The sequence below is a fragment of the Streptomyces sp. CA-294286 genome (assembly GCF_050947155.1).
In the GTDB taxonomy this organism is placed as follows: Bacteria; Actinomycetota; Actinomycetes; order Streptomycetales; family Streptomycetaceae; genus Streptomyces.
Map to the genome: position 1 here is coordinate 1102800 of NZ_CP192004.1, position 18228 is coordinate 1121027.

An 18228-nucleotide genomic window follows, 5' to 3' on the forward strand; every position below is an offset into this window, starting at 1 on the left:
CGGGCGTGGACCGCATACGCGGCCTCGCGCGGACAGCAGCGGGCCCGCAGAGCAACGCTCTCGCTGCGGGCCCGGAGACCGGGGGCGACAGAGGAGCTCCGAGGGCCGAGGACGACGACCACGCCACGGGGAGGGGCGCTGTGCTCGTTCCGCTCCGCGCGTCGATGCCCGAGACGCGCACCCCGCCTCGACTTGATGGGCAAGTCATTACTTGCCTATGCTGGGCTGGTGGCCGACGATCTGTTCAAAGCACTGGCCGACCCGACCCGCCGCACCATCCTCGACGAGCTGACGGAGAAGTCCGGACAGACACTGTTCGAACTCTGCGGACGGCTGAGCACGAGGCACCGTCTCAGCCTCTCGCGTCAGGGGGTTTCCCAGCACCTTGCCGTACTGGAGGCCGCCGGGCTCGTCGAGACCAGACGGGAGGGCCGCTACAAGTTCCATGATCTGAACACCGCCCCGCTCCGGCAGATCGCCGAGCGATGGCCCCTGCCCGGCGCCCCCGAGACGAAGGAGAGCACACCATGAGAATCCACCTGACCAGCGTCTTCGTCGACGACCAGACCAAGGCCGAGCACTTCTACACCGAGATCCTCGGCTTCGTGAAGAAGCGCGACGTCCCGGTGGGCGGCGAGGACCGGTGGCTGACCGTCGTCTCGCCCGACGAAACCGGCGGCACCGAGCTCCTCCTGGAGCCCGCCGGGCATCCGGCGGTCCGGCCCTACCGCGACGCACTCGTCCGCGACGGCATCCCGCTCGCCCAGTTCGCCGTCGACGACGTGCGAGCCGAGTACCAGCGCCTGCGAGAACTCGGCGTCCGCTTCACCCAGGAACCCGTGGACATGGGACCCGTCACCACCGCCGTCCTCGACGACACCTGCGGCAACCTGATCCAGATCGCCACCGAACCCCAGTAGACCGCACTGGCGGTCGCACGGCGGAGACACCGCACCACTCGTGCCGGGGGAACTGGTGGAACGGTGCGGGCAGGCGTGAACCGCGACAGCGACGGGGGCGACGGTGGACGCCGCGAGGCCGCGAACGCATCGAATTCCCGCCGGAGCCCGCGCCGTTCGCGCTTCGGCGCGGCGTCCTCGTGACCACCGACACCCCGTGCGTTGCGGGATACTGGTCGCCCATGGATGAGGTCGAAGTCGTCGTCGCCCATTCCGAACGCGCGACCCTGCGCGTTGGCGACGTGTTCCTGAAGGTGGACGCCGATCAGGCGCGTACGGACATCGAAATCGAGGCGATGTCCCTCGCGCCGGTCCCGACCCCGAAGGTCCTGTGGCGCAAGCCGCCCGTGCTGGCGATCGCCGCACTGCCGGGCCAGACGCTCGGGCGCCTCGGCGGGCCGTCAACCGGATCGTCGGCGGCGTGGGCGGCGGCGGGTGCCGCCATCCGGAAGCTGCACGAAGCACCGCTGCCGCCCAGGCCCGGCCTGGCCGGTCGGAGCACCGTCGCGTTGGCGGCGGAGCTCGACGCCGAATGCGGGTTGCTCGTGACGAACGGTCTCCTGCCCGTGGATTTGGTGACCCGCAACCGCCGGGTCGCCGGGGCGGCGCTGCGCCCGTGGACTCCGGCGTTCACGCACGGCGACCTGCAGATCGCGCATGTCTTCGTCGACGGCGACGAGGTGACCGGCATCATCGACTGGTCGGAGGCGGGCCGGGGCGATGCTCTGTACGACCTCGCCACCTTCACGCTCGGACATGAGGAGCACCTCGACGACGTCCTCGCCGGCTACGGCACCGACGTCGACCTCGGCGTGATCCGCGCCTGGTGGTCATCGCGGAGCCTGCTGGCAGTTCGCTGGCTGATCGAGCACGGCTTCGACCCGTTCGCACCGGGCTGCGAGGTCGATGTGCTGAAATCCCGACTGTGAGGCCGACGGGTACGACTGCTGCGTATCCGTTCTGACGCATCGAGCCGGTCGTCCCCTCGGGCGGTCGCCCGCCTCACTCCTGGTGAAGTGCGGGGGCGGCCTTGGCGACAACACCGGCAGGTGATCCACCGGGTGCTGCGGCGGTTCTTCCGGACCGATGATGCCCCGTGGCGATGACCTGACGGAGGTCGATGCCGATACCCGGTTCTGGGGGTCGTCGCGTCGAGAGCGAGTGCCGTCCGCCACCGCCTCCCCGACCATGGGCCGCGCGTGTGCGTACGAAGGCGGGGCTCCGGGCGGCCTGGCATCGTCGCTGTGGGCGGCACCGATGCCAGAACGCAGCACGTGGAGCGGCTCGCGGTGACGCAGTGCGACGTCCGCAGGGCTCCGTGCGTCCACCAGTATGTGCTTCGCGGCCCATGCCGCCGTGCTGGTCGATTACACGTACGCCCCTCCCGCATGCAGCGCCTCGCGTCCTCGGAGGACGGCCACGGTGCGACGTGAGCTGTACCGGAGACGGTCTATTCGTCGATCGGCACCCCGTACTTGCCGATTCTTCGCTCCTTGGGCGATTCCGGTTCTCCGACGAAGCGCCATTGCAGGAAGTCGCTTCGCTCGGTGGGGCGGAGGTATCTGTCGGTGGGCTCACCGCTCTCCAGCGACTCCGCCGTGTGGTGCAGGAGTGAGGTGACCGACTGCCACATCGGGTGGGAACTGACGCTGACGGACCCGCCTTGCTTGTCGTGATCACGTACGCGTGGATCAGCGGGATCGCTGGCGTCCAGATACAGCACGCCTCCGCCCCCGTCGCTCGCGAAAGGCACGTAAGGAGGGAAGTACGTCACCCACTCGCCCTGACCGTAGATGTGGACTCTTGACTCCCACTCACTCAAGATCGCGGCCGTGTTGAGGATGCCGTAGTAGGGCGGGAGGGTGAAGACGCCACTGCCGTTGTGCCCCCGTAGCAGTTCACGGATCTCCGAGGGAAGCTCGCGCCCCAGGCCCTCTTCACGTGCCCCCCGTGGGCGGGGTGGCACCACAGGGTACGAGCCCGGTCTGACATCGAGGAGCCCTGCGAGTGGAACGTTGCCCGGGTGACCGACGGCCGCGGCGCAGCGGAGTCGTTTTCTACGGGTGACTCCAGCAGGGAGCTGAACCCGAAGACCGTGTCGGCTGCCAGCCCGAAGATGAGGCTGTGCACAGGCAAGTTGGGCAGTGTCGTGTCGATCAGCACGTCGATCGGGGAGGGAAAACCGCGGAGTACCTCGCGCCCGAGCACGGCCATCAGCTGGTGCGGAGTTGTACCGGCGGCCGAACCGCAGGTCAGCGCAGAGGCGACGCCCGTCCGGGCTGTTCCGGTCTGCCTCGCTGCTGACAGCGGCCGGAGATACGGTGGCCGGGTGAACCGATCGAACGCGCCGGCCAGCCCTGACCAATCGGGAGCGTTGCTGCCCCTTCTGGGTACTGACGAGGGGGTCGTCGCGTTCTTCGCTGGAGTCGCGGATCTCGACGCGACGGACCCGACCCCGTATGAGCTGGAGGACGGGGTTCGGCTCGCCTCCGGGGCCAGGCTGGAGCAGTTCGCGCGGGCAGGCTCAGGGGACGCGTTCTGCTTCGCCGGGGAGGGGGGTGAGGAACGCCCGGTGGTGTACGTGAGCCTGGAGGGCGAGGCCGGCCTGATCGCTCTCGGGCTGCCGGAACTGGTGCGGCTGTGTCTCGTGGCACCGTGGTGGCGGGACGCTCCCCGGCGGACGGCCGACGAACTCCGGACTGTCGCCGGCGACTACCGGCACAATCTGCCCGACCTCGATCAGCGGCGCGACCGTGCCGCCCAGGCACTGGGGCTCGACCCGGCCGGCCTGCCGTCCGAGGCGACGGCCCTGGCCCGACTCACCGAGCTCACCCAGGGACCGGAGGCCGCATCCTGTCTTGTCCTCGGACATGAAGGCGACCCTTTCACCCCGCTCTTCGGCACCGCACCCGCCCAGCCCTGACCTGTTGGCCACCGACTGGGACGACGTGATCGGCGACATCGGTTCCGACTGTGGAAGCCACGAGTACGTCACCCACGTGGGCTTCGCCCTCTGAACCGCACCACGAGCAGCTCACCGAGGTACCTCAGTGGTGGCCCGGATGGGGCTGCGTCATCCGGGGGTCCTGCCTGGCCCGTTTCGGGCAGTGAGACCGGTGGCGCTGACCTGATGGCGTCCGTCCGGGGCCTGGGATCGCCTTCGCGATGCCCTTCGGTTCCACGGAAGGACCCCATGGCGTTCGGCGGGAGCCGCTTCTTGGCGTGGATGTCGGACAGGCATCGTGCGGTGTCGGGACGGCACGGAAGAAGGGTCCGGGAGGCCGAGCGGGACATGCCGGCCCGGGCGCCCTCAGCCGCGCGGGCCCGGGGTCAGCGGCGCCGGAAGGAGAGGGCGAAGCCTTGACCAAGCGTCAACAAACAACCTTTCCGGAGCGGGAGCGGGCCTTGTTTCCCTTTTGACGGTGACGGGCTTGTCGCCCTTGTCGACGAGGTAGACACCGCACTGCTGGACGGTCCTGCTGGGCTGGACCATGCCGTCGGGGACCCTGGGGGCGCCTCCCTCGGGCAGGGAGGGCCCGCTGCCGTCCTGCATCCGTTCGGCGGCGGCCGGGGCCGAGCCGGGCGCAAGCACGTGGAACAGGCGCGACCAGTGGCAGTTGCCTCACCGCGGTGCTCGGTCGCGGCGTTCGAGCGCGGGGCAGCCCGGCGGGACGGGGCTCAGGTGTGTCCTGTTACCGGTTGTACTGCGGGCTGGGTTGGAGGAGCTGGTCGACGGGCGCGTAGTCGTCGGTGAGCACTGGGGCGCTGTCGATCCAGGAGGTGAGCGTCTCGCCGGTAGCGATCCTCCATCCGATCTGCCGGGCGTCCAGCGCTTCCTGCGTCTTCCGTAGATCGACTGGCCGGTTGGAGGCAAGCACCACCATGTTGCCCCCTACAGGGGTGACGTTCGGGTCGACGCCGATGTCGGCGGGTCGACCGATGAGGGAGACGTGCTGGAATGTCCCGCGCAGGGTGGCCACTTCGGCACGCGCGAAGGCCAGGTCACCGTGGTCGATGAGGTTGGCGATGTACAGCCCGTCCTCGTTGAGGACGCGTCGTACGTCAGCCATCGCTTCCGCGGTGGTGAGATGCCACGGCACGCTGACGCCCCCGAAGGCGTCGCCGACGATGAGGTCACGGCTGCCGGCGCCCAAGCGCCGCAGGCCGAGCCTGCCGTCCTCGACGCGTACCTCCGTACCAGGTACCGACCGCAGCCCGAGTCGGTTGCGGTCCAGGCGCACGACTCCGCTGTCGATCTCGGACACCGTGCTGCGCGTGCCGGACCTCGTGGCCGCCAGGTAGCGGGGGAGGGTGAGCCCGCCGCCGCCCAGGTGGTGGGCGGCGAGGGGGGTGCCCGCGGGGAAGGAGCTGTCGACCACCGACGCCATGGCGCGCACGTAAGCGAACTTCAGGAAGGTCGGATCGTTGATGTCGACGTAGGAGTGCCGCACACCGTCCAGAACGAGCGTGCGGCCGCCGTCCCGGACGGGGTCCGCGACGACCTGGACGCAGTGGTACCTGGTCTCCGTGTCGCAACTGCCCGGCACCACCGTCGTGGCAAGCCCGCCGACGACGACCACCATGGCCAGGGCGGGGGTGCCGCTCCATCCTCGCGTGCGCCACTCGATCAGCGCCGAGCCGGCCAGCAGCAGGGTTCCGAGGCCGATGAGAATCCCGCTGACGGGCCACCGGGACACGAACACGAAGCCGGTGAGGACGGTGCCGACGATGGCGCCGACGGTCCCGACGCCGGACAGGCGTCCGACCACTGTGCCGGTCTCGGCGAGGCTGGTGAGGCGCAGCTTCGTCACGATCGGCGTCACCGAGGCGAGCAGTGCGCCGGGCACCAGGATGGTCAGCGACGCGATCAGGAAGAGCATCGCCGGTGCCCACTCCGCGGTGGCTCGCAGTGCGGCGGGGGTGAGCGCCACGGCCGCGCCCGACACCCCGAGTGCGGGCCCGATGAGCCGACGTGGCTCGACCCGGTCGGCGATGATCCCACCCAGCCAGGAGCCGAGGGCGATCGCGGTGAGTGCGATGCCGATCACCATCGTGCTGGTCTCAAGGGTGAGGCCGAGATACGGGGCCAGCAGGCGGAGGGCGACGATCTCGACGACGAGGACCGCGGCCGAGGAGCCGAACACCAGCACCGCAACCACGCGGGGCCCCAGGCCGTAGGTGCGAGGCGAGCCCTCGGCGAGAGGTGAGGAGGACGTTCTGGTCACGGGTGACATCCCTCTTTCCGTCGACGTGCAGCGTCGAGGTCGGCCGGTCGGTGAGTCGAGCGTGGGGACGGCGGCCACCGTGCCCACTCTCGGTCCGCGACCCCCGCCGCGTTCCCGCGGGCACGTTCACGCGGGCACACCGCAAGGAGCGCGGTCACCGGGGTCCGTCCCGCATGCTGACCTTAGCCACCGCTCGTGACGCCCGAAACGCTCGTTCGGCACCACCCGTGATCCCGTGGAGGACAGCCCGGCCCTCATCAGAAGGCCGTGAGGTCTGTTGAAGGGCCTTGCTGCTCGCGGGAGTTGTTGAGAAGCCCAGGCCGCTTGCGGTGGCCCCGGGTCGATCCTCGGAACTGTCCAACCCCGGGAACAGCCTCATGAGGATCGCGGAACTCGTCACCATCTCCCTCGGGATTCGTACCGGCGGAACTGCAGGCGCGCGGCGCCCGTGTAGCTCCGCAGAGGGAACCCGTCCAGGTCTGCCTCGGCGAGGTGCAGCAGAAACGCCGTCTTGCGCGCCTCGCTGTCGTCCCGTTCTTCGGCGGCGGTCAGCGACCGCACGGCCCACGCAAAAACGGGCGCTGTCACGGAGCGGCCAGCGGCCAGCGGCCCGGTCAGGCGGCTAGCGAGAACGACGGTTGATTACCTCAGGCTAGTGACCGTCCGTGCCTGGGGCAGTGATCGGCCAGCAGGAACGGCGGCACAGGTCGGTGACCGGACAGCACCCTGATTGGCAACCGGCCAGCCACCGGGTATCCACCGGTCAGTCCGGACGGGCCGACCAACGGTCAGCGTCGACCGGTCGTCGGTCAGAGGCCGGTCAGTTGGAGCCGACGGCCGGTCAGTGACCGCACATTCTCGATGATCGTCAGATCCATGCGGTCCGCTTCGTCTCGGTCACCGTAGTCATGGCAGATGACGCAGATGACGCAGCGGCACTGGAACCGATCAGCTTTCCTACGCGGAGGCTATGGGGTGAGCGTTCGGGCCGGACAGCCGCGCTCGCGACCACCTTGCAATCGAACGACACGGCCACCCTCGGCGACCGTTCCCCAGGTCTGTGCCAGAACGCGGATCTCGCGGAAGATTTCAGCGACCTCTCCCGTGGCGCACTGAGGCATGGGCCGCGGGGCGGCCCGTTCCGGTGATGGGGCGCGGCGCAGGCCGTCTCTCCTCCGCACTGGACACTTCGTTGCCCGGTGGCAGTCCTTGAGCCGGTCCTGCGGCGCGAAGAACAGCGTCCCGGTAGCGTGATCATCTCCCGCATGGAGCGACCATGCGCCCGGCTGTTCCGTACGAGGGACTCCGGCAGGGAGCGAAGAGCGATGAGGCTGCGATGACTGAACCGAGCAAGCCCGAGATCGAGCTTCCGGAGGGTGATGCTCCCCAGGAGCTGACCGTCCGGGACCTTGTCGTCGGGGATGGACCCGAGGCGAAGCCGGGCCGGGTTGTACGGGTCCACTACGTCGGGGTCACCTTCGAGTCCGGAAGGGAGTTCGACGCCTCCTGGGACCGGGACGAGCCGTTCAAGTTCGCTGTGGGCGGTGGCAGGGTCATCAAGGGCTGGGACCGGGGGCTCAGGGGAATGAAGGTCGGCGGTCGACGCGAGATCATCGTTCCTCCGCGTCTCGGCTACGGCAACCAGTCCCCTTCGCCGCTCATCCCGCCGGGTTCCACGCTTGTCTTCGTGGTGGACCTGCTCTCCGTGGTGTGAGGAGGCGTGTTGCTCCAGCCGGAATGAGGTTCGTGATCGGTCAACGGCTGGATGCGGGGGGTGTGGATGGTGTGGCGGGTCTGTCGCCGCTGTACGGTGTGGCCCCCGCCGAGCAGCTGCGCGGCCTCGGCGTCGACGCCGCCGACCTTCCGGTCGGACAGCATCTCCTCGCAGGTTTCCGCGACCGGACGGCGGTTCGTTGCCCCGACGAGCGCCGTTACGCATGACGGCGCTCGCCGGCTCGTCTTTCGCCGGCAGGAGAATGCGCCCTGGTGACCCGGTGACCTGGTGACCCGGCGACCTGGTGACCTGGTGACCTGGTGCGGGGATTCTGTCGCAGTAGCGGCAGATGCGGTCGAGGATCTGGCCGGCGGTCTTGGTCCACTTGAAGGGCCGGGCATCGTCGTTCCAGATCTTGATCCACTCTTCAAGTGCGGTCTTGAGGTCGTCGAGTGAGTCGAGTGAGCAGAACATCCCGCGTTCGAGGCCGCGTCGTTCCAGCTCGGCGAACCACAGCTCGACCTGGTTGATCCAGGAGGAGTAGACAGGGTTGAAGTGGGGGTGGAAGCGCGGGTGCGCGAGCAGTCACGTGTGCACCAGGGCGCTTTGTGGGCGGAGAGGTTGTCGCAGATGACGTGGGCCGCCAGGGCCTTATCGGTCTGACGGTCGATCTCGTCGAGGACACCAGTTCCCGCTTGGACCAGTGCGTCCCGCCCGGAGGAGACCGCTCCAGGGTGCGGACCACGACCTCTTCCACCTGGGCGTCGGTGAGGGTCCGCGGGACCCCAATCCTGGGCTCGTCCGCGAGTCCGTCGAGGCGCTGGGCCAGGAACCGTGTGCGCCAGCGGCGCACGGTGTCACGCCGACACCGAGTCGCGCGGCGATGACGGTGTTGTTCCAGCCGTTCGCGCACGCCGACATGGTACGTGCGCGAACGGCCGGCCCCTGTGCGGTCGAGCGGCGCTCGGCCCAGCTCTCCAGCGTCAGCCGCTCGGCTTCCGACAACACGACAGGTTCCAGGCGGGTATCGCACATACCCACAGCACAGCGTGCACGCGTGACCTGCCGCAGGCGAGCACCGCAATCCGAGACAGCGGACGCCTCACGTGGCGACCCACGACCTCACAACCAGTTCACTAGCTGAGGGTCTTCAGCGCCGCCGCGTCGTACGGAGCGAGCTCGTCGAAGCGGCCCGCGAGGACCTTCTCGGCCCAGAGCGGATCCTGGAGCAAGGCCCTTCCGACGGCGACCATGTCGAACTCCTCGCGCTCCATGCGCTCCAGCAGGTCGTCGATGCCCTTGGTCCGCGATCCCTCGCCCGCGAAGGCGCGGATGAAGTCGCCGTCGAGACCGACGGACCCGACCGTGAGGGTCGGCTTCCCGGTCAGCTTCTTCGTCCAGCCCGCCAGGTTCAGGTCCGAACCGTCGAACTCGGCGGTCCAGTAGCGCCGGGTGGAGGCGTGAAAGGCGTCGACGCCGGCCGCGGTCAGCGGTTCGAGGATGGCCGCCAGCTCCTGCGGATTCTCGGCGAGGCGGGCGTCGTACGCCTGCTGCTTCCACTGCGAGTAGCGGAAGATCACGGGGAAGTCGGCCGATACGTTCCCCCGGATCGCGGCGACGATCTCGGCGGCGAACTTCGTCCGGGCGACGAGGTCACCGCCGTAACCGTCGGTGCGGCGGTTCGTGCCCTCCCACAGGAACTGGTCGAGCAGGTAGCCGTGGGCGCCGTGCACCTCGATGCCGTCGAAGCCGATGCGCTCAGCATCCTTGGCCGCCTGCGCGTACGCACCGACGACGTCGTCCAGGTCGCCCTGCGTCATCGCCCTGCCCGCGCCTTCGGTGCCGTCGGCCGCGATGCCGGAGGGGCCGACCGCAGGGGCGTCCGCGAAGGGTGGGCTGCCCGCCGTGCGGACCATCCCGATGTGCCACAGTTGCGGCACGATCGTGCCGCCGACCGCGTGCACCTCCGCGGCGACCCGCTCCCAGCCGGCCAGCTGCTCCTCGCCGTGGAACCGCGGCACCCTGTCGCTGTCGCCCGCCGACTCGTGGCCGACGTAGGTGCCCTCGGTGATGATCAGACCCACGCCTGCGGCGGCCCGGCGCGCGTAGTACGACCGGACGTCCTCGCCGGGGACGCCGCCGGGCGAGAACTGGCGGGTCATGGGGGCCATCGCGATCCGGTTCGGAACGGTCAGGCCGTTCAGCGCGACGGGCCGGGACAGAACTTCGGCTGCGCGGGTCGCGGGCGACGCGGAGTCAGTCACGGAAGTGTTCCTCCTCAAGTACCGAAAGGCACGCATACGAGATGGGATTCGCGTGCTTCAACCGTGCCGACCGCCGTGGCATTCCACGGTCGAGGCCCCGCACCTCTGTGATCCGAGCCACGGTGGACGCCGCGACGTCGGTCACGGTCTTCAAGGACGTTCCCCTCGACGGCCACCCCCGCAAGGCCGCCCACGGTTCGCATTGCTCCGGCGAGGCGCCGGCCGCTCTTGGTGCGGCGGGCGCAGGCAACGGAGGTCAGGGGGATTCGGGAAGCATCGGGCGCATGAAACTGCGGTCGTACCGGAGCACGCAGCCGCTTTCGTCCCGGATGCGGTCTGCCTCCACGAAATCCGGGTCCGTGCCGAAGAGAGTGCGGTAGTCCTCGTAGGCGGCGAGGCTGGGAAAACTGAAGAGCGCAAGCGCCTTGTCGCTGGCGCCCTCTCCCGGCAGGAAGTATCCGTGGTGTGTCCCGCCGTGCTGGTTGACCAGTTCCATCCAGCGACGCCCGAACCGCTCGAACGACGCGATCTGCGCCGGATCAATCACGTACTCGACCACACAAGTAATCATCCGCGCAGGTTACTTCGACACATGGCAGACCACGGGCGAGCCGGGTGGACCCTGTGCCGCGTGCCGCCTTCTCGGGGCAACTGTGTGGGGCCTCCCCCGAGTGGTGGACACGCTGATACTGGATCGGCTTGATCCGGAGGGAAGCGAGTAGGCCGCCGATGGCGATGAGGGACTACTCGGACGAGTTCAAGGCCGATGCCGTGACCGTGTACGAGCCCACACCCGGGTCGACCTGCAAGAGCATCGCCGCTGACGCCGCTGCCTGGACGTCAACCGGGCGGCCCTGCGGGAGCGGGCGGCCCTGCGGGAGTGGGTACTGCGGGATCGCGAACGCCGTGGCGTCACCGCCGCGGCTGCGTAGCCGGGCACCACTCCACGCATGGCGTCGATACGCGGCCTGCCCAACCCAGTTGCCGACTGCAAAGGAGTCTTGCGTAGGGTGGCCAAACGATCATTGCATCTGGGGGGCGATCCGCATGGTCGAGCGTTCCGCATAGCCATGTGCAGGCACGGGGTGGACACCGTGCTCGCGCAGCTGCCTCGCGCACGTGCTGAGTCATGAGCGCCCCGGGGGCCTATGCGCCTCGGGCCCGAGAGCTCCCCACGCACCGCACTGAGCGTGATGACCCTGCCTGCCGAACACGACAACAAGGAGAGCTGATGAGAATCGCGCGCACCCTGACCGCTACCGCCACGACGGCGGCGCTGATCACGGGAGCCACGGTCCTCGGCGCCAGCACCGCGTCCGCGGCCAGCTACCGCTGCACCACGTCGACCAAGTCCATCGACCACCCCGGCTACACGATCAATGACAACTTCAATTTCTCCGTCAAGACCTGCGCCAAGCGCGAAGGCGGCTACATCTACGCCAAGGCGTACGTGTCCGTCGATGGCCCCTGGGGCTTCGCCGGACAGTCCTCCGTCCACGACGCGCGCGCACTGATCCAGGTCAAGCGCAGCGTGTCCGGGCCCGACCCCGTGTCCAAGTCCGCGTACGGGACCGGCCTGGGCAGCAAGTTGAACAACCTCGACGCCTACGGCAACACGAGCTACACGAGCCCGACCGTGAAGCACAAGGCTGCCGCCGGCAGCCGCTACCTCGGCGACAGCGTGGTGCAGATCGACTGGAAGAACGACGGCAAGGGACGGATCAGCTACAGCTTCTCCGCCTCGCCCACTGTCTGACGCTCACACACCGTTGGTGTCCCGCTCTGGCGAGCGGGACACCAAACATTTTCGTGCCGTCCAACCAGCGGCGAGCCACCAGGGTCACGGCGGTGGTCACGGTGGACTCGCGCTCTCGTCTCCTGCTGCAACCAGCAGGAGACGCTCTCGCTTCGACGCCGAGCGATTTCTACCCTGGGTTGTCCGGTCCAGACGCTCGCCTCCAGGGCTTGCGGATGCCCGACCGGGACAGCCCGACGTAGCGGCTTACTTGGCCCGACTTCCCTCGCGACCGACCCCGTGAGGCGGTGCGCAGCGCTGCTCACCGTCACAGTCGAGGAGCGGCCAGGCCCCGGCCGGACAGCCCACCTCTACGCACCGCTGGCCGCGGGCTTCCGCCGACACCCGGTGCGGGGCTGCCTGCATACCGAACTGTGCGAAGGCTCAGCCTGATCCGATTGCTCGATGGCGGCGGGTGCGTGGTCACACAGCGTCGTGCGCGGCGAAGCTCTGGCTTATGCAGGGGCACGCGTGATGTTACGGTCGCGCCATGCCACGTACGGACAGGGCGTCGCGGGTGGTCGCTGCGCCACCTGATCGCGTTTGGGTCGCACTCGTCGATCGCGAGGCGCTCACGGAATGGCTCCCTCCTGCCGGGATGACTGGCAGGTTCGAGCGTTTCGATGGTCGGCCGGGCGGGTCGTACCGGTTGGTGCTGACCTATTCCGACGCGTCGGGCGCGCCTGGCAAGGCGACCGTGGATTCCGACCTTGTCGAGGCTCGCTTCGTCGACATCGTCCCCGGTGTGCGGGTCGTGCAGGCGGTGGACTTCGTCTCCGATGATCCTGCCTACGCCGGCACGATGACCATGACTTGGGAAGTCACCGCTGTCGGAGAGGGGACGCGCGTCGACATCGTTGCTGAGGACGTCCCGGACGGCATCTCCACGGAGGACCATGCCGCGGGGCTCGCCTCTTCCCTGACGAACCTCGCCGCCTACGTGGAGCAGTGACCCTCACTGACGCCGGACCAGGCGGTTTCTGCCCTGCCGTGAGGCGCTTGCGGCACTAGGAGCCGCTCCCACCCGTCTGCGGGCCGGGCTACCCCTTCCCGGGGAGACCGGCCCGCCGTCGTGCGCCCCATGCGCCGCCGGAGACCGATCAGGTGCCGTGGGACGATCGACACGAGCCCCTTGACCGGTGTTGACGAAGACGGACCGCGCCGATCGGGGAGCCGCCGGACATCCCGTGCGCGTACTGAGCCGCAGCCCACGCCCCTCCGACTCACCAACAGCCCACCGCAGCTCCTGGCATCGGCTGTACCCGGGCGGTCCGGTGACCTGCTCGCCGGCCACGGCCTGAACGAGGCCCTGGCCGGAGCCGGCACCGTCATCCACTGCGCCACCAGCAACACCCGCGCCGACGCGCACGAGCCACCCACTACCTCACGGCAGCGGCAGTAGCGCAGGCCGACGGCCGTCCCCCGTACCTCCTGTACGTGTCCATCGTCGGCGTCGACCGGATCGGCCTGCCCTACTACCGTGCGAAACGGGAGTCCGAGCGGATCCTGGCGGATTCCGGTCTGCCGTGGACCGTGCAGCGCGCCACCCAGCTGCCGGTGCCGCCCGTCACCAAGATCGGGTTCGTCATGAGGGGAGACCTTCGTGGAGGGCGCGGGGTCGGGACGTCCGGTTCCGCGCGGCTGTCGGTGCACCCGTCAAGAACCGGACGGCACGCCCGGATGTGACAGCCGGGACGCGAACGCCTTCTTGGCGGGGTCGGCGACAATGCGCAGGCAATTGATCCGGCCGTTCCTCGTCTCCACCACCAGGACGCCGACCAGGTCGGTCCCTGCCCGGGCGAGGGCTGCGGGCGCGCTGTCCGTCGGTACGAGCCGGAGCAGGAAGCCGGCCGACTGCAGGGCACGTACCAGGTAGCGAGCCGCCCTTCTGGCCCGGCTGATGGGGCGTCTGGCGACGCCGGGCCGACCTCCCCCGTCCACCCACACCGCTGCATCGGCGGCCAGCATGTCCTCCAGTGCGTGCAGACCACCGTCCTGTGTGGCGGTGAGGAAGCGTGCCAACTGTTCGCGGTGCGGGGTCGGGTCGGAAGGGCGGCTGGGGCCGCGGCGGCTAGCGGCAGCGTCGAGCCGCCGAAGTGCGCGCCCGTACGGTTGACGGCTGTTCGCCTCCGAAGATCCAGGGTTTCGACGATCTCCTGGTGGCTGTACGCAAAGGCGATACGCAGGATGAACACCGCGCGCTCCACCGGATTGAGCTGTTCCCGCAGCACCAGGAAGGCCATCGACACGCAGTCGCGCCGCTCGGCGGTGCCCAGTGGGCCGAGGGCTCCGCCTGCTGTCGGTACCGGTTCCGGCAGCAACGGCCGAGTGGCTCCGTCGCAGGACCCGCGCCGAGGTGAGACGGTTCAGGCACACGTGGTGGCGACCTTGGCGAGCCAGGCCAGTGCCGAGGCGATGGCTCCGGCCTCCGTGCGGTGCACACGCAGGAAGGGTGTCCTGGACGACGTCCTCGGCCTCTTCGGCCGAACCGAGCATCCGGTAGGCCAGTTCGAACAGGCGTGAGCGCGAGCGCTCGAACTCTTCCGGCACCTCGGCTGTCCCGGCTTCCACGTCCGGCCTCCTGCCGTTGCGTCGACCCACGGGCAGGCTGTCCCGGCACTGAGTGCCAGGCTCCTGCGGAAGGATCCTTCGCGTGGGTCCCGTACCACGTGAGTCCCGCACCCCGCCCCGTGGTCTGCGGGTGGGAGTGGCAGTGTTCTTCTTGCGACCCGCGGAGCAGTGGGGCCCCGGCCTCGCGGCGACCGTGCGGGACGACGGCCCGTCTCCTGGGCCCTATCGCTTCCCGGGTCGCGACGTCGCAGCTGCCCGGATCAGCCGCAGCTGCCCGATCTCGGCGACGTTCTTCATCAGCTCGGCGTTCAGCCAGGCAATCATGTGCCCAACGGTGTTGTCCGGCGGGGTCTGCCACGGCAGCGTGGAGGTGGAGTCCAGATCGGCGTCGGTGAGTTCGTCGAGGACCGTCAGCCACTGGGTATGCAGATCCTGCAGCCAGACGACGGCTGCCGTTCCGTTGCCCGGCCAGGTGACGTCGGTACGCTCACGCGGGATACGCCCCTGTGTGTGAGCGAGAGCAGTGCTCCACCACCAGCCGATGTGCCAGCTCACCCAGCCGATGGTGGGGACGGGAACGGGGTCGGGCTCGGTGTCGGCCCAGTCCGGCAGCCAGTTCCCTGCGGTGTCGGGGCGCACTGTCCAGGACAGGCCTGTGGGCTCCCACAGGAAGTCGTCGGGGGCGAGCCGCTCCAGGTGGTACGTGAACAGCGACCAGGTCATGTCGAACTGCCAACGCAGTAGCTCACAGCGGGGATTGCTCATTGTCCGATCCTCGCATGCTGCCTGGAGCGGGCAGTCGCCGCTCGGGCGGCCTGCTCGCACTGGCGGCCGGCTCGCTCATTGTCCTCTTGGTGTGGCTCCTTTGGAGTACAGGAAATCCCGGGGCGGTTGTCGACTGCGGCCGGCTGAGGCGCGCCCCGCGTGTGAGCGCTCGTACTCAATTCCGTCAAGAGCGCAGCCGTGTCCTTGCTGATGGCGAAAGCCCGCACGACCTCTGGCGCATCAAGACCAGACCGTGCGCGTCCTGAGGAGTGTGGGTCAAAGGAGGCGTCGCAGCCGTAGTCGTGGTCTGCCGCGATCACCGGCCACGGCAGAGGGAGCGATCCCTCTCCTCGGCCGGATGCGGGTGGGTTGGACAGCCGGTCACGAGGGAAGCCTCCTTTCTGCGGGTCTGCGGGTCTGCGGGTCTGCGGGCCGACGGCTGGATGGGGGTCCTTGCGGGGTCGGCAGCCGCTGTGCGGGCGCGGGCGAGGCTTACGGGGTGGAGTTGACGCATGGCGGAACGGCGCTTGTCGGTGGCGACCCATTGGGGCAGTTTCGTCGCGGTGGTCGATTCCGGCCGCCTGGTGCGCATCGAGCCAAGAGGCGATGACCCTGCGCCGTCGCCGATCGGCCCCGGCATGGTGACAGCCGCCGACGACAGGGCTCGCGTGTTGCGTCCCGCGGTGCGCAAGGGCTGGCTGAACGGCGAGCCGCGCTTTCGAGACTCGGCCAGAGGCTCGGACGTGTTCGTGGAAGTGAGCTGGGACGATGCGATCGCGCTGGTGAGTGACGAACTGAGTCGGGTGCGGGCACAGCACGGACACAGCGCGGTGTTCGGCGGATCCTACGGATGGGCGAGTGCGGGCGCATTCCACAACGCGCAGGGTCAACTTCACCGATTCCTGGCGCTGGGCGGGGGATACACCGACTCTCGTAACACGTACAGCACCGCGGCTCTGGAGGTCCTCCTTCCCCATGTGATCGGGGGGCATCCGTGGAGCTACCAGTCCCGAATGCCGATGTGGGACGAGATCGCCGAGAACTGCGAGCTCGTGGTGGCCTTTGGCGGGCTGGCCCTCAAGAACAGCCAGATCAACCCCGGCGGGCTGGCCAGGCACCAGACGCAGAACCTGCAGCGCCAGTGTCGTGACGCCGGAGTGCAGTTCGTGAACGTGAGCCCCCTTCGCAGCGACACCGACGGCTTCCTCGACGCCCAGTGGCTGCCCGTCGTCCCCAACACCGACACCGCTCTGATGCTTGGTATCGCCCACACGATGCTGGTCAACGGGTGGCACGACGAGGACTTCCTGCGCCGGTGCTGCGTCGGTTTCGACCGCTTCGCCTCCTACCTGGTCGGCGAATCCGACGGCATTCCCAAGGACGCAGCCTGGGCAGCGGAGATCACGGGCGTCAGCCGCGACACCATCACCGGCCTTGCCCACCGGCTGACGACCCAACGTTCGCTCATAATGGTCAATTACGCGGTGCAACGAGCAGACCACGGCGAACAGCCGATCTGGATGTCTGTCGTGCTGGCCGCCATGACGGGCTCGATGGGCCGGCCCGGCGGCGGCTGGGGCGCAGGTTACGCGACGATGGACGCGACCGGCGTTGCCCCGGGTCGTCACTCCGTGGCAACCGTTCCCAAGGTCCCCAACCCCGTCCCGGACTTCATCCCAGTCGCAAGGATCGCCGACACTCTGCTGCATCCGGGCAGGACCATCGACTACGACGGCCGACGCCTCACGTTGCCCGAGCTTCGACTGGTCTACTGGTGCGGAGGCAACCCGTTCCACCACCACCAGGACCTGCACCGGTTGACCCGTGCCTGGCAGACACCTGACACCGTGGTGGTGCACGAAGCCTGGTGGAACACCCATGCCAAGTTCGCGGACATCGTCCTGCCCGTCGCCACCAGCCTGGAGCGCGACGACTTCGCTGCCGGCTTCTCCGATCCCCATCTTGTCGCGATGCCGAAAGTCCGCGAGCCGGAGGGCGAGTCACGTACCGACCACCAGATCTTCGCCGCCCTGGCCTCCCGGCTCGGATACGGGCAGGAGTTCACACAGTCGCGCTCCGAGGCCGAGTGGGTCCGGCACCTCTACGAGCAGACGCGGTCCGAGGTCGGTGAAAACAGCGCTCTGCCGAATTTCGACGAGTTCTGGCGAAGCTCCACCACTGAGCTACCGGCGCTGGGCGGGCCGTTTCCCGGCAGCTTCGCGGCGCTCCGCTCCGATCCGCAGCGTTTCCCCCTGGCGACGCCATCGGGTCGGATCGAGATCTTCTCCGAGGAAATCGACTCGTTCGGCTACGAGGACTGCGCCGGACATCCGACATGGTGTGAACCAGTGGAGTGGCTCCACGCTGCTCTGGCGGACCGCTTCCCGCTGCATCTGATCTCCAATCAGCCCGCCTCGCGTCTGCACAGCCAGTACGACAACGGTGGCCGCAGCCTCGAATCCAAGATTCGTGGCCGTGAACCCGCGATGCTCAATCCAGTGGACGCAGCGTCGCGCGGCATAGAAAACGGCATGGTCGTACGTGTCTACAACGACCGAGGCAGCTGTCTGGCGGGCGCAGTCCTGTCGGACGACGTCATGCCAGGCGTCGTACAACTGTCCACGGGGGCGTGGTGGGATCCGGCCCAGCCGGGTCTGAGCGGCACGCTGGACCGCCATGGCAATCCGAACTCCCTTACGGCGGACCGGCCGTGCTCACGCCTCTCCCAGGGCCCGAGCGCACTCAGCGCGCTGGTCGACGTCGAGCTGTACAGCGACCCTCTCCCCGAGGTGCTCGCCTTTGCACCGCCCACGCTCGAACGCTGACCACGAAGGCCCTCGCCGCTTCGAGTCGTCCTCCCACCCTCCGTGGGCACACACCGCGAGCAAGCTGCCCCGTCCGCAGAGAGAACCACCACACCCGCATTTGCTCCCGC

The 18228-nt window shown here is 68.8% G+C and carries 17 protein-coding genes; 10 read left to right on the forward strand and 7 right to left on the reverse strand.

The window, feature by feature from the left end; translation table 11 throughout:
- Positions 1-228 precede the first annotated feature (228 nt).
- The 3 genes from ACQPZG_RS04845 (at position 229) to ACQPZG_RS04855 (ending at position 1888) form a co-directional block, all read left to right on the forward strand.
- Positions 229-531 carry an ArsR/SmtB family transcription factor gene (locus tag ACQPZG_RS04845; RefSeq protein ID WP_433544501.1) on the forward strand — a complete coding sequence of 101 codons (303 nt, stop codon included), beginning with the start codon at positions 229-231 and terminating at the stop codon, positions 529-531.
- Positions 528-920 (forward strand): VOC family protein, encoded by a 393-nt coding sequence (locus ACQPZG_RS04850; protein WP_433544502.1) that lies wholly within the window; start codon positions 528-530, stop codon positions 918-920. The genes ACQPZG_RS04845 and ACQPZG_RS04850 overlap by 4 nt, the downstream gene beginning before the upstream one ends.
- 221 nt (positions 921-1141) lie before the next feature.
- Positions 1142-1888 (forward strand): phosphotransferase family protein, encoded by a 747-nt coding sequence (locus ACQPZG_RS04855; protein WP_433544648.1) that lies wholly within the window; start codon positions 1142-1144, stop codon positions 1886-1888.
- A 521-nt stretch (positions 1889-2409) separates the two neighbouring features.
- Here the strand turns inward: ACQPZG_RS04855 and ACQPZG_RS04860 are convergent.
- A complete protein-coding gene (locus tag ACQPZG_RS04860) occupies positions 2410-2925 on the reverse strand; it encodes an SMI1/KNR4 family protein (RefSeq protein ID WP_433544503.1) in 516 nt (171 codons plus the stop codon).
- 363 nt (positions 2926-3288) lie between these two features.
- Here ACQPZG_RS04860 and ACQPZG_RS04865 point away from each other — a divergent pair, with 363 nt between their 5' ends.
- Positions 3289-3882, forward strand: coding sequence for a hypothetical protein (locus ACQPZG_RS04865; RefSeq protein ID WP_433544504.1), 594 nt, complete (start codon positions 3289-3291; stop codon positions 3880-3882).
- A gap of 769 nt (positions 3883-4651) precedes the next feature.
- On the opposite strand, the gene ACQPZG_RS04870 is transcribed toward ACQPZG_RS04865, so the two are convergent.
- Positions 4652-6193 carry a fused MFS/spermidine synthase gene (locus tag ACQPZG_RS04870; RefSeq protein ID WP_433544505.1) on the reverse strand — a complete coding sequence of 514 codons (1542 nt, stop codon included), beginning with the start codon at positions 6191-6193 and terminating at the stop codon, positions 4652-4654.
- A gap of 1327 nt (positions 6194-7520) precedes the next feature.
- Here ACQPZG_RS04870 and ACQPZG_RS04875 point away from each other — a divergent pair.
- Together ACQPZG_RS04875 and ACQPZG_RS04880 are read left to right on the forward strand one after the other, a co-directional pair.
- Positions 7521-7898, forward strand: coding sequence for an FKBP-type peptidyl-prolyl cis-trans isomerase (locus ACQPZG_RS04875; protein WP_433544506.1), 378 nt, complete (start codon positions 7521-7523; stop codon positions 7896-7898).
- Between the two features lie 32 nt (positions 7899-7930).
- Positions 7931-8125, forward strand: a complete 195-nt coding sequence (locus tag ACQPZG_RS04880) for a hypothetical protein (protein ID WP_433544507.1) — start codon at positions 7931-7933, stop codon at positions 8123-8125.
- A gap of 200 nt (positions 8126-8325) precedes the next feature.
- On the opposite strand, the gene ACQPZG_RS04885 is transcribed toward ACQPZG_RS04880, so the two are convergent.
- The 3 genes from ACQPZG_RS04885 to ACQPZG_RS04895 form a co-directional block, all read right to left on the reverse strand.
- Positions 8326-8931 carry a helix-turn-helix domain-containing protein gene (locus ACQPZG_RS04885; RefSeq protein WP_433544508.1) on the reverse strand — a complete coding sequence of 202 codons (606 nt, stop codon included), beginning with the start codon at positions 8929-8931 and terminating at the stop codon, positions 8326-8328.
- A 103-nt stretch (positions 8932-9034) separates the two neighbouring features.
- Entirely contained in the window at positions 9035-10162 is a 1128-nt protein-coding gene (locus ACQPZG_RS04890) for an NADH:flavin oxidoreductase (protein ID WP_433544509.1), read from the reverse strand.
- Between the two features lie 256 nt (positions 10163-10418).
- Positions 10419-10733 carry an NIPSNAP family protein gene (locus ACQPZG_RS04895; protein WP_185030182.1) on the reverse strand — a complete coding sequence of 105 codons (315 nt, stop codon included), beginning with the start codon at positions 10731-10733 and terminating at the stop codon, positions 10419-10421.
- Between the two features lie 660 nt (positions 10734-11393).
- Between ACQPZG_RS04895 and ACQPZG_RS04900 the strand changes: the two genes are divergently transcribed.
- From ACQPZG_RS04900 to ACQPZG_RS04910, 3 genes are all read left to right on the forward strand, one after another.
- Complete coding sequence (locus ACQPZG_RS04900) at positions 11394-11918, forward strand: hypothetical protein (RefSeq protein WP_433544510.1); 525 nt, start codon at positions 11394-11396, stop codon at positions 11916-11918.
- Positions 11919-12447: 529 nt separating this feature from the next.
- Positions 12448-12909 carry an SRPBCC family protein gene (locus ACQPZG_RS04905; protein ID WP_433544511.1) on the forward strand — a complete coding sequence of 154 codons (462 nt, stop codon included), beginning with the start codon at positions 12448-12450 and terminating at the stop codon, positions 12907-12909.
- A 485-nt stretch (positions 12910-13394) separates the two neighbouring features.
- The gene (locus ACQPZG_RS04910; protein WP_433544512.1) at positions 13395-13643 is read left to right on the forward strand and encodes a hypothetical protein; all 249 of its coding nucleotides are present in this window, start codon (positions 13395-13397) and stop codon (positions 13641-13643) included.
- On the opposite strand, the gene ACQPZG_RS04915 is transcribed toward ACQPZG_RS04910, so the two are convergent.
- Positions 13614-13979 (reverse strand): hypothetical protein, encoded by a 366-nt coding sequence (locus ACQPZG_RS04915; protein ID WP_433544513.1) that lies wholly within the window; start codon positions 13977-13979, stop codon positions 13614-13616. The two genes, ACQPZG_RS04910 and ACQPZG_RS04915, sit on opposite strands and share 30 nt — an antisense overlap.
- A gap of 771 nt (positions 13980-14750) precedes the next feature.
- Positions 14751-15293 carry a DinB family protein gene (locus ACQPZG_RS04920; RefSeq protein ID WP_433544514.1) on the reverse strand — a complete coding sequence of 181 codons (543 nt, stop codon included), beginning with the start codon at positions 15291-15293 and terminating at the stop codon, positions 14751-14753.
- A gap of 512 nt (positions 15294-15805) precedes the next feature.
- Here ACQPZG_RS04920 and ACQPZG_RS04925 point away from each other — a divergent pair.
- Complete coding sequence (locus ACQPZG_RS04925; protein ID WP_433544515.1) at positions 15806-18118, forward strand: molybdopterin-dependent oxidoreductase; 2313 nt, start codon at positions 15806-15808, stop codon at positions 18116-18118.
- The last annotated feature ends 110 nt before the right edge of the window (positions 18119-18228 follow it).

Coding starts and splice junctions, on each gene's coding strand:
- ACQPZG_RS04855 (WP_433544648.1), top strand. CDS start 1,142: ATGGATGAGGTCGAAGTCGTCGTCGCCCATTCCGAACGCGCGACCCTG.
- ACQPZG_RS04925 (WP_433544515.1), top strand. CDS start 15,806: ATGGCGGAACGGCGCTTGTCGGTGGCGACCCATTGGGGCAGTTTCGTC.
- ACQPZG_RS04900 (WP_433544510.1), top strand. CDS start 11,394: ATGAGAATCGCGCGCACCCTGACCGCTACCGCCACGACGGCGGCGCTG.
- ACQPZG_RS04870 (WP_433544505.1), bottom strand. CDS start 6,193: ATGTCACCCGTGACCAGAACGTCCTCCTCACCTCTCGCCGAGGGCTCG.
- ACQPZG_RS04875 (WP_433544506.1), top strand. CDS start 7,521: ATGACTGAACCGAGCAAGCCCGAGATCGAGCTTCCGGAGGGTGATGCT.
- ACQPZG_RS04895 (WP_185030182.1), bottom strand. CDS start 10,733: ATGATTACTTGTGTGGTCGAGTACGTGATTGATCCGGCGCAGATCGCG.
- ACQPZG_RS04905 (WP_433544511.1), top strand. CDS start 12,448: ATGCCACGTACGGACAGGGCGTCGCGGGTGGTCGCTGCGCCACCTGAT.
- ACQPZG_RS04850 (WP_433544502.1), top strand. CDS start 528: ATGAGAATCCACCTGACCAGCGTCTTCGTCGACGACCAGACCAAGGCC.
- ACQPZG_RS04920 (WP_433544514.1), bottom strand. CDS start 15,293: ATGAGCAATCCCCGCTGTGAGCTACTGCGTTGGCAGTTCGACATGACC.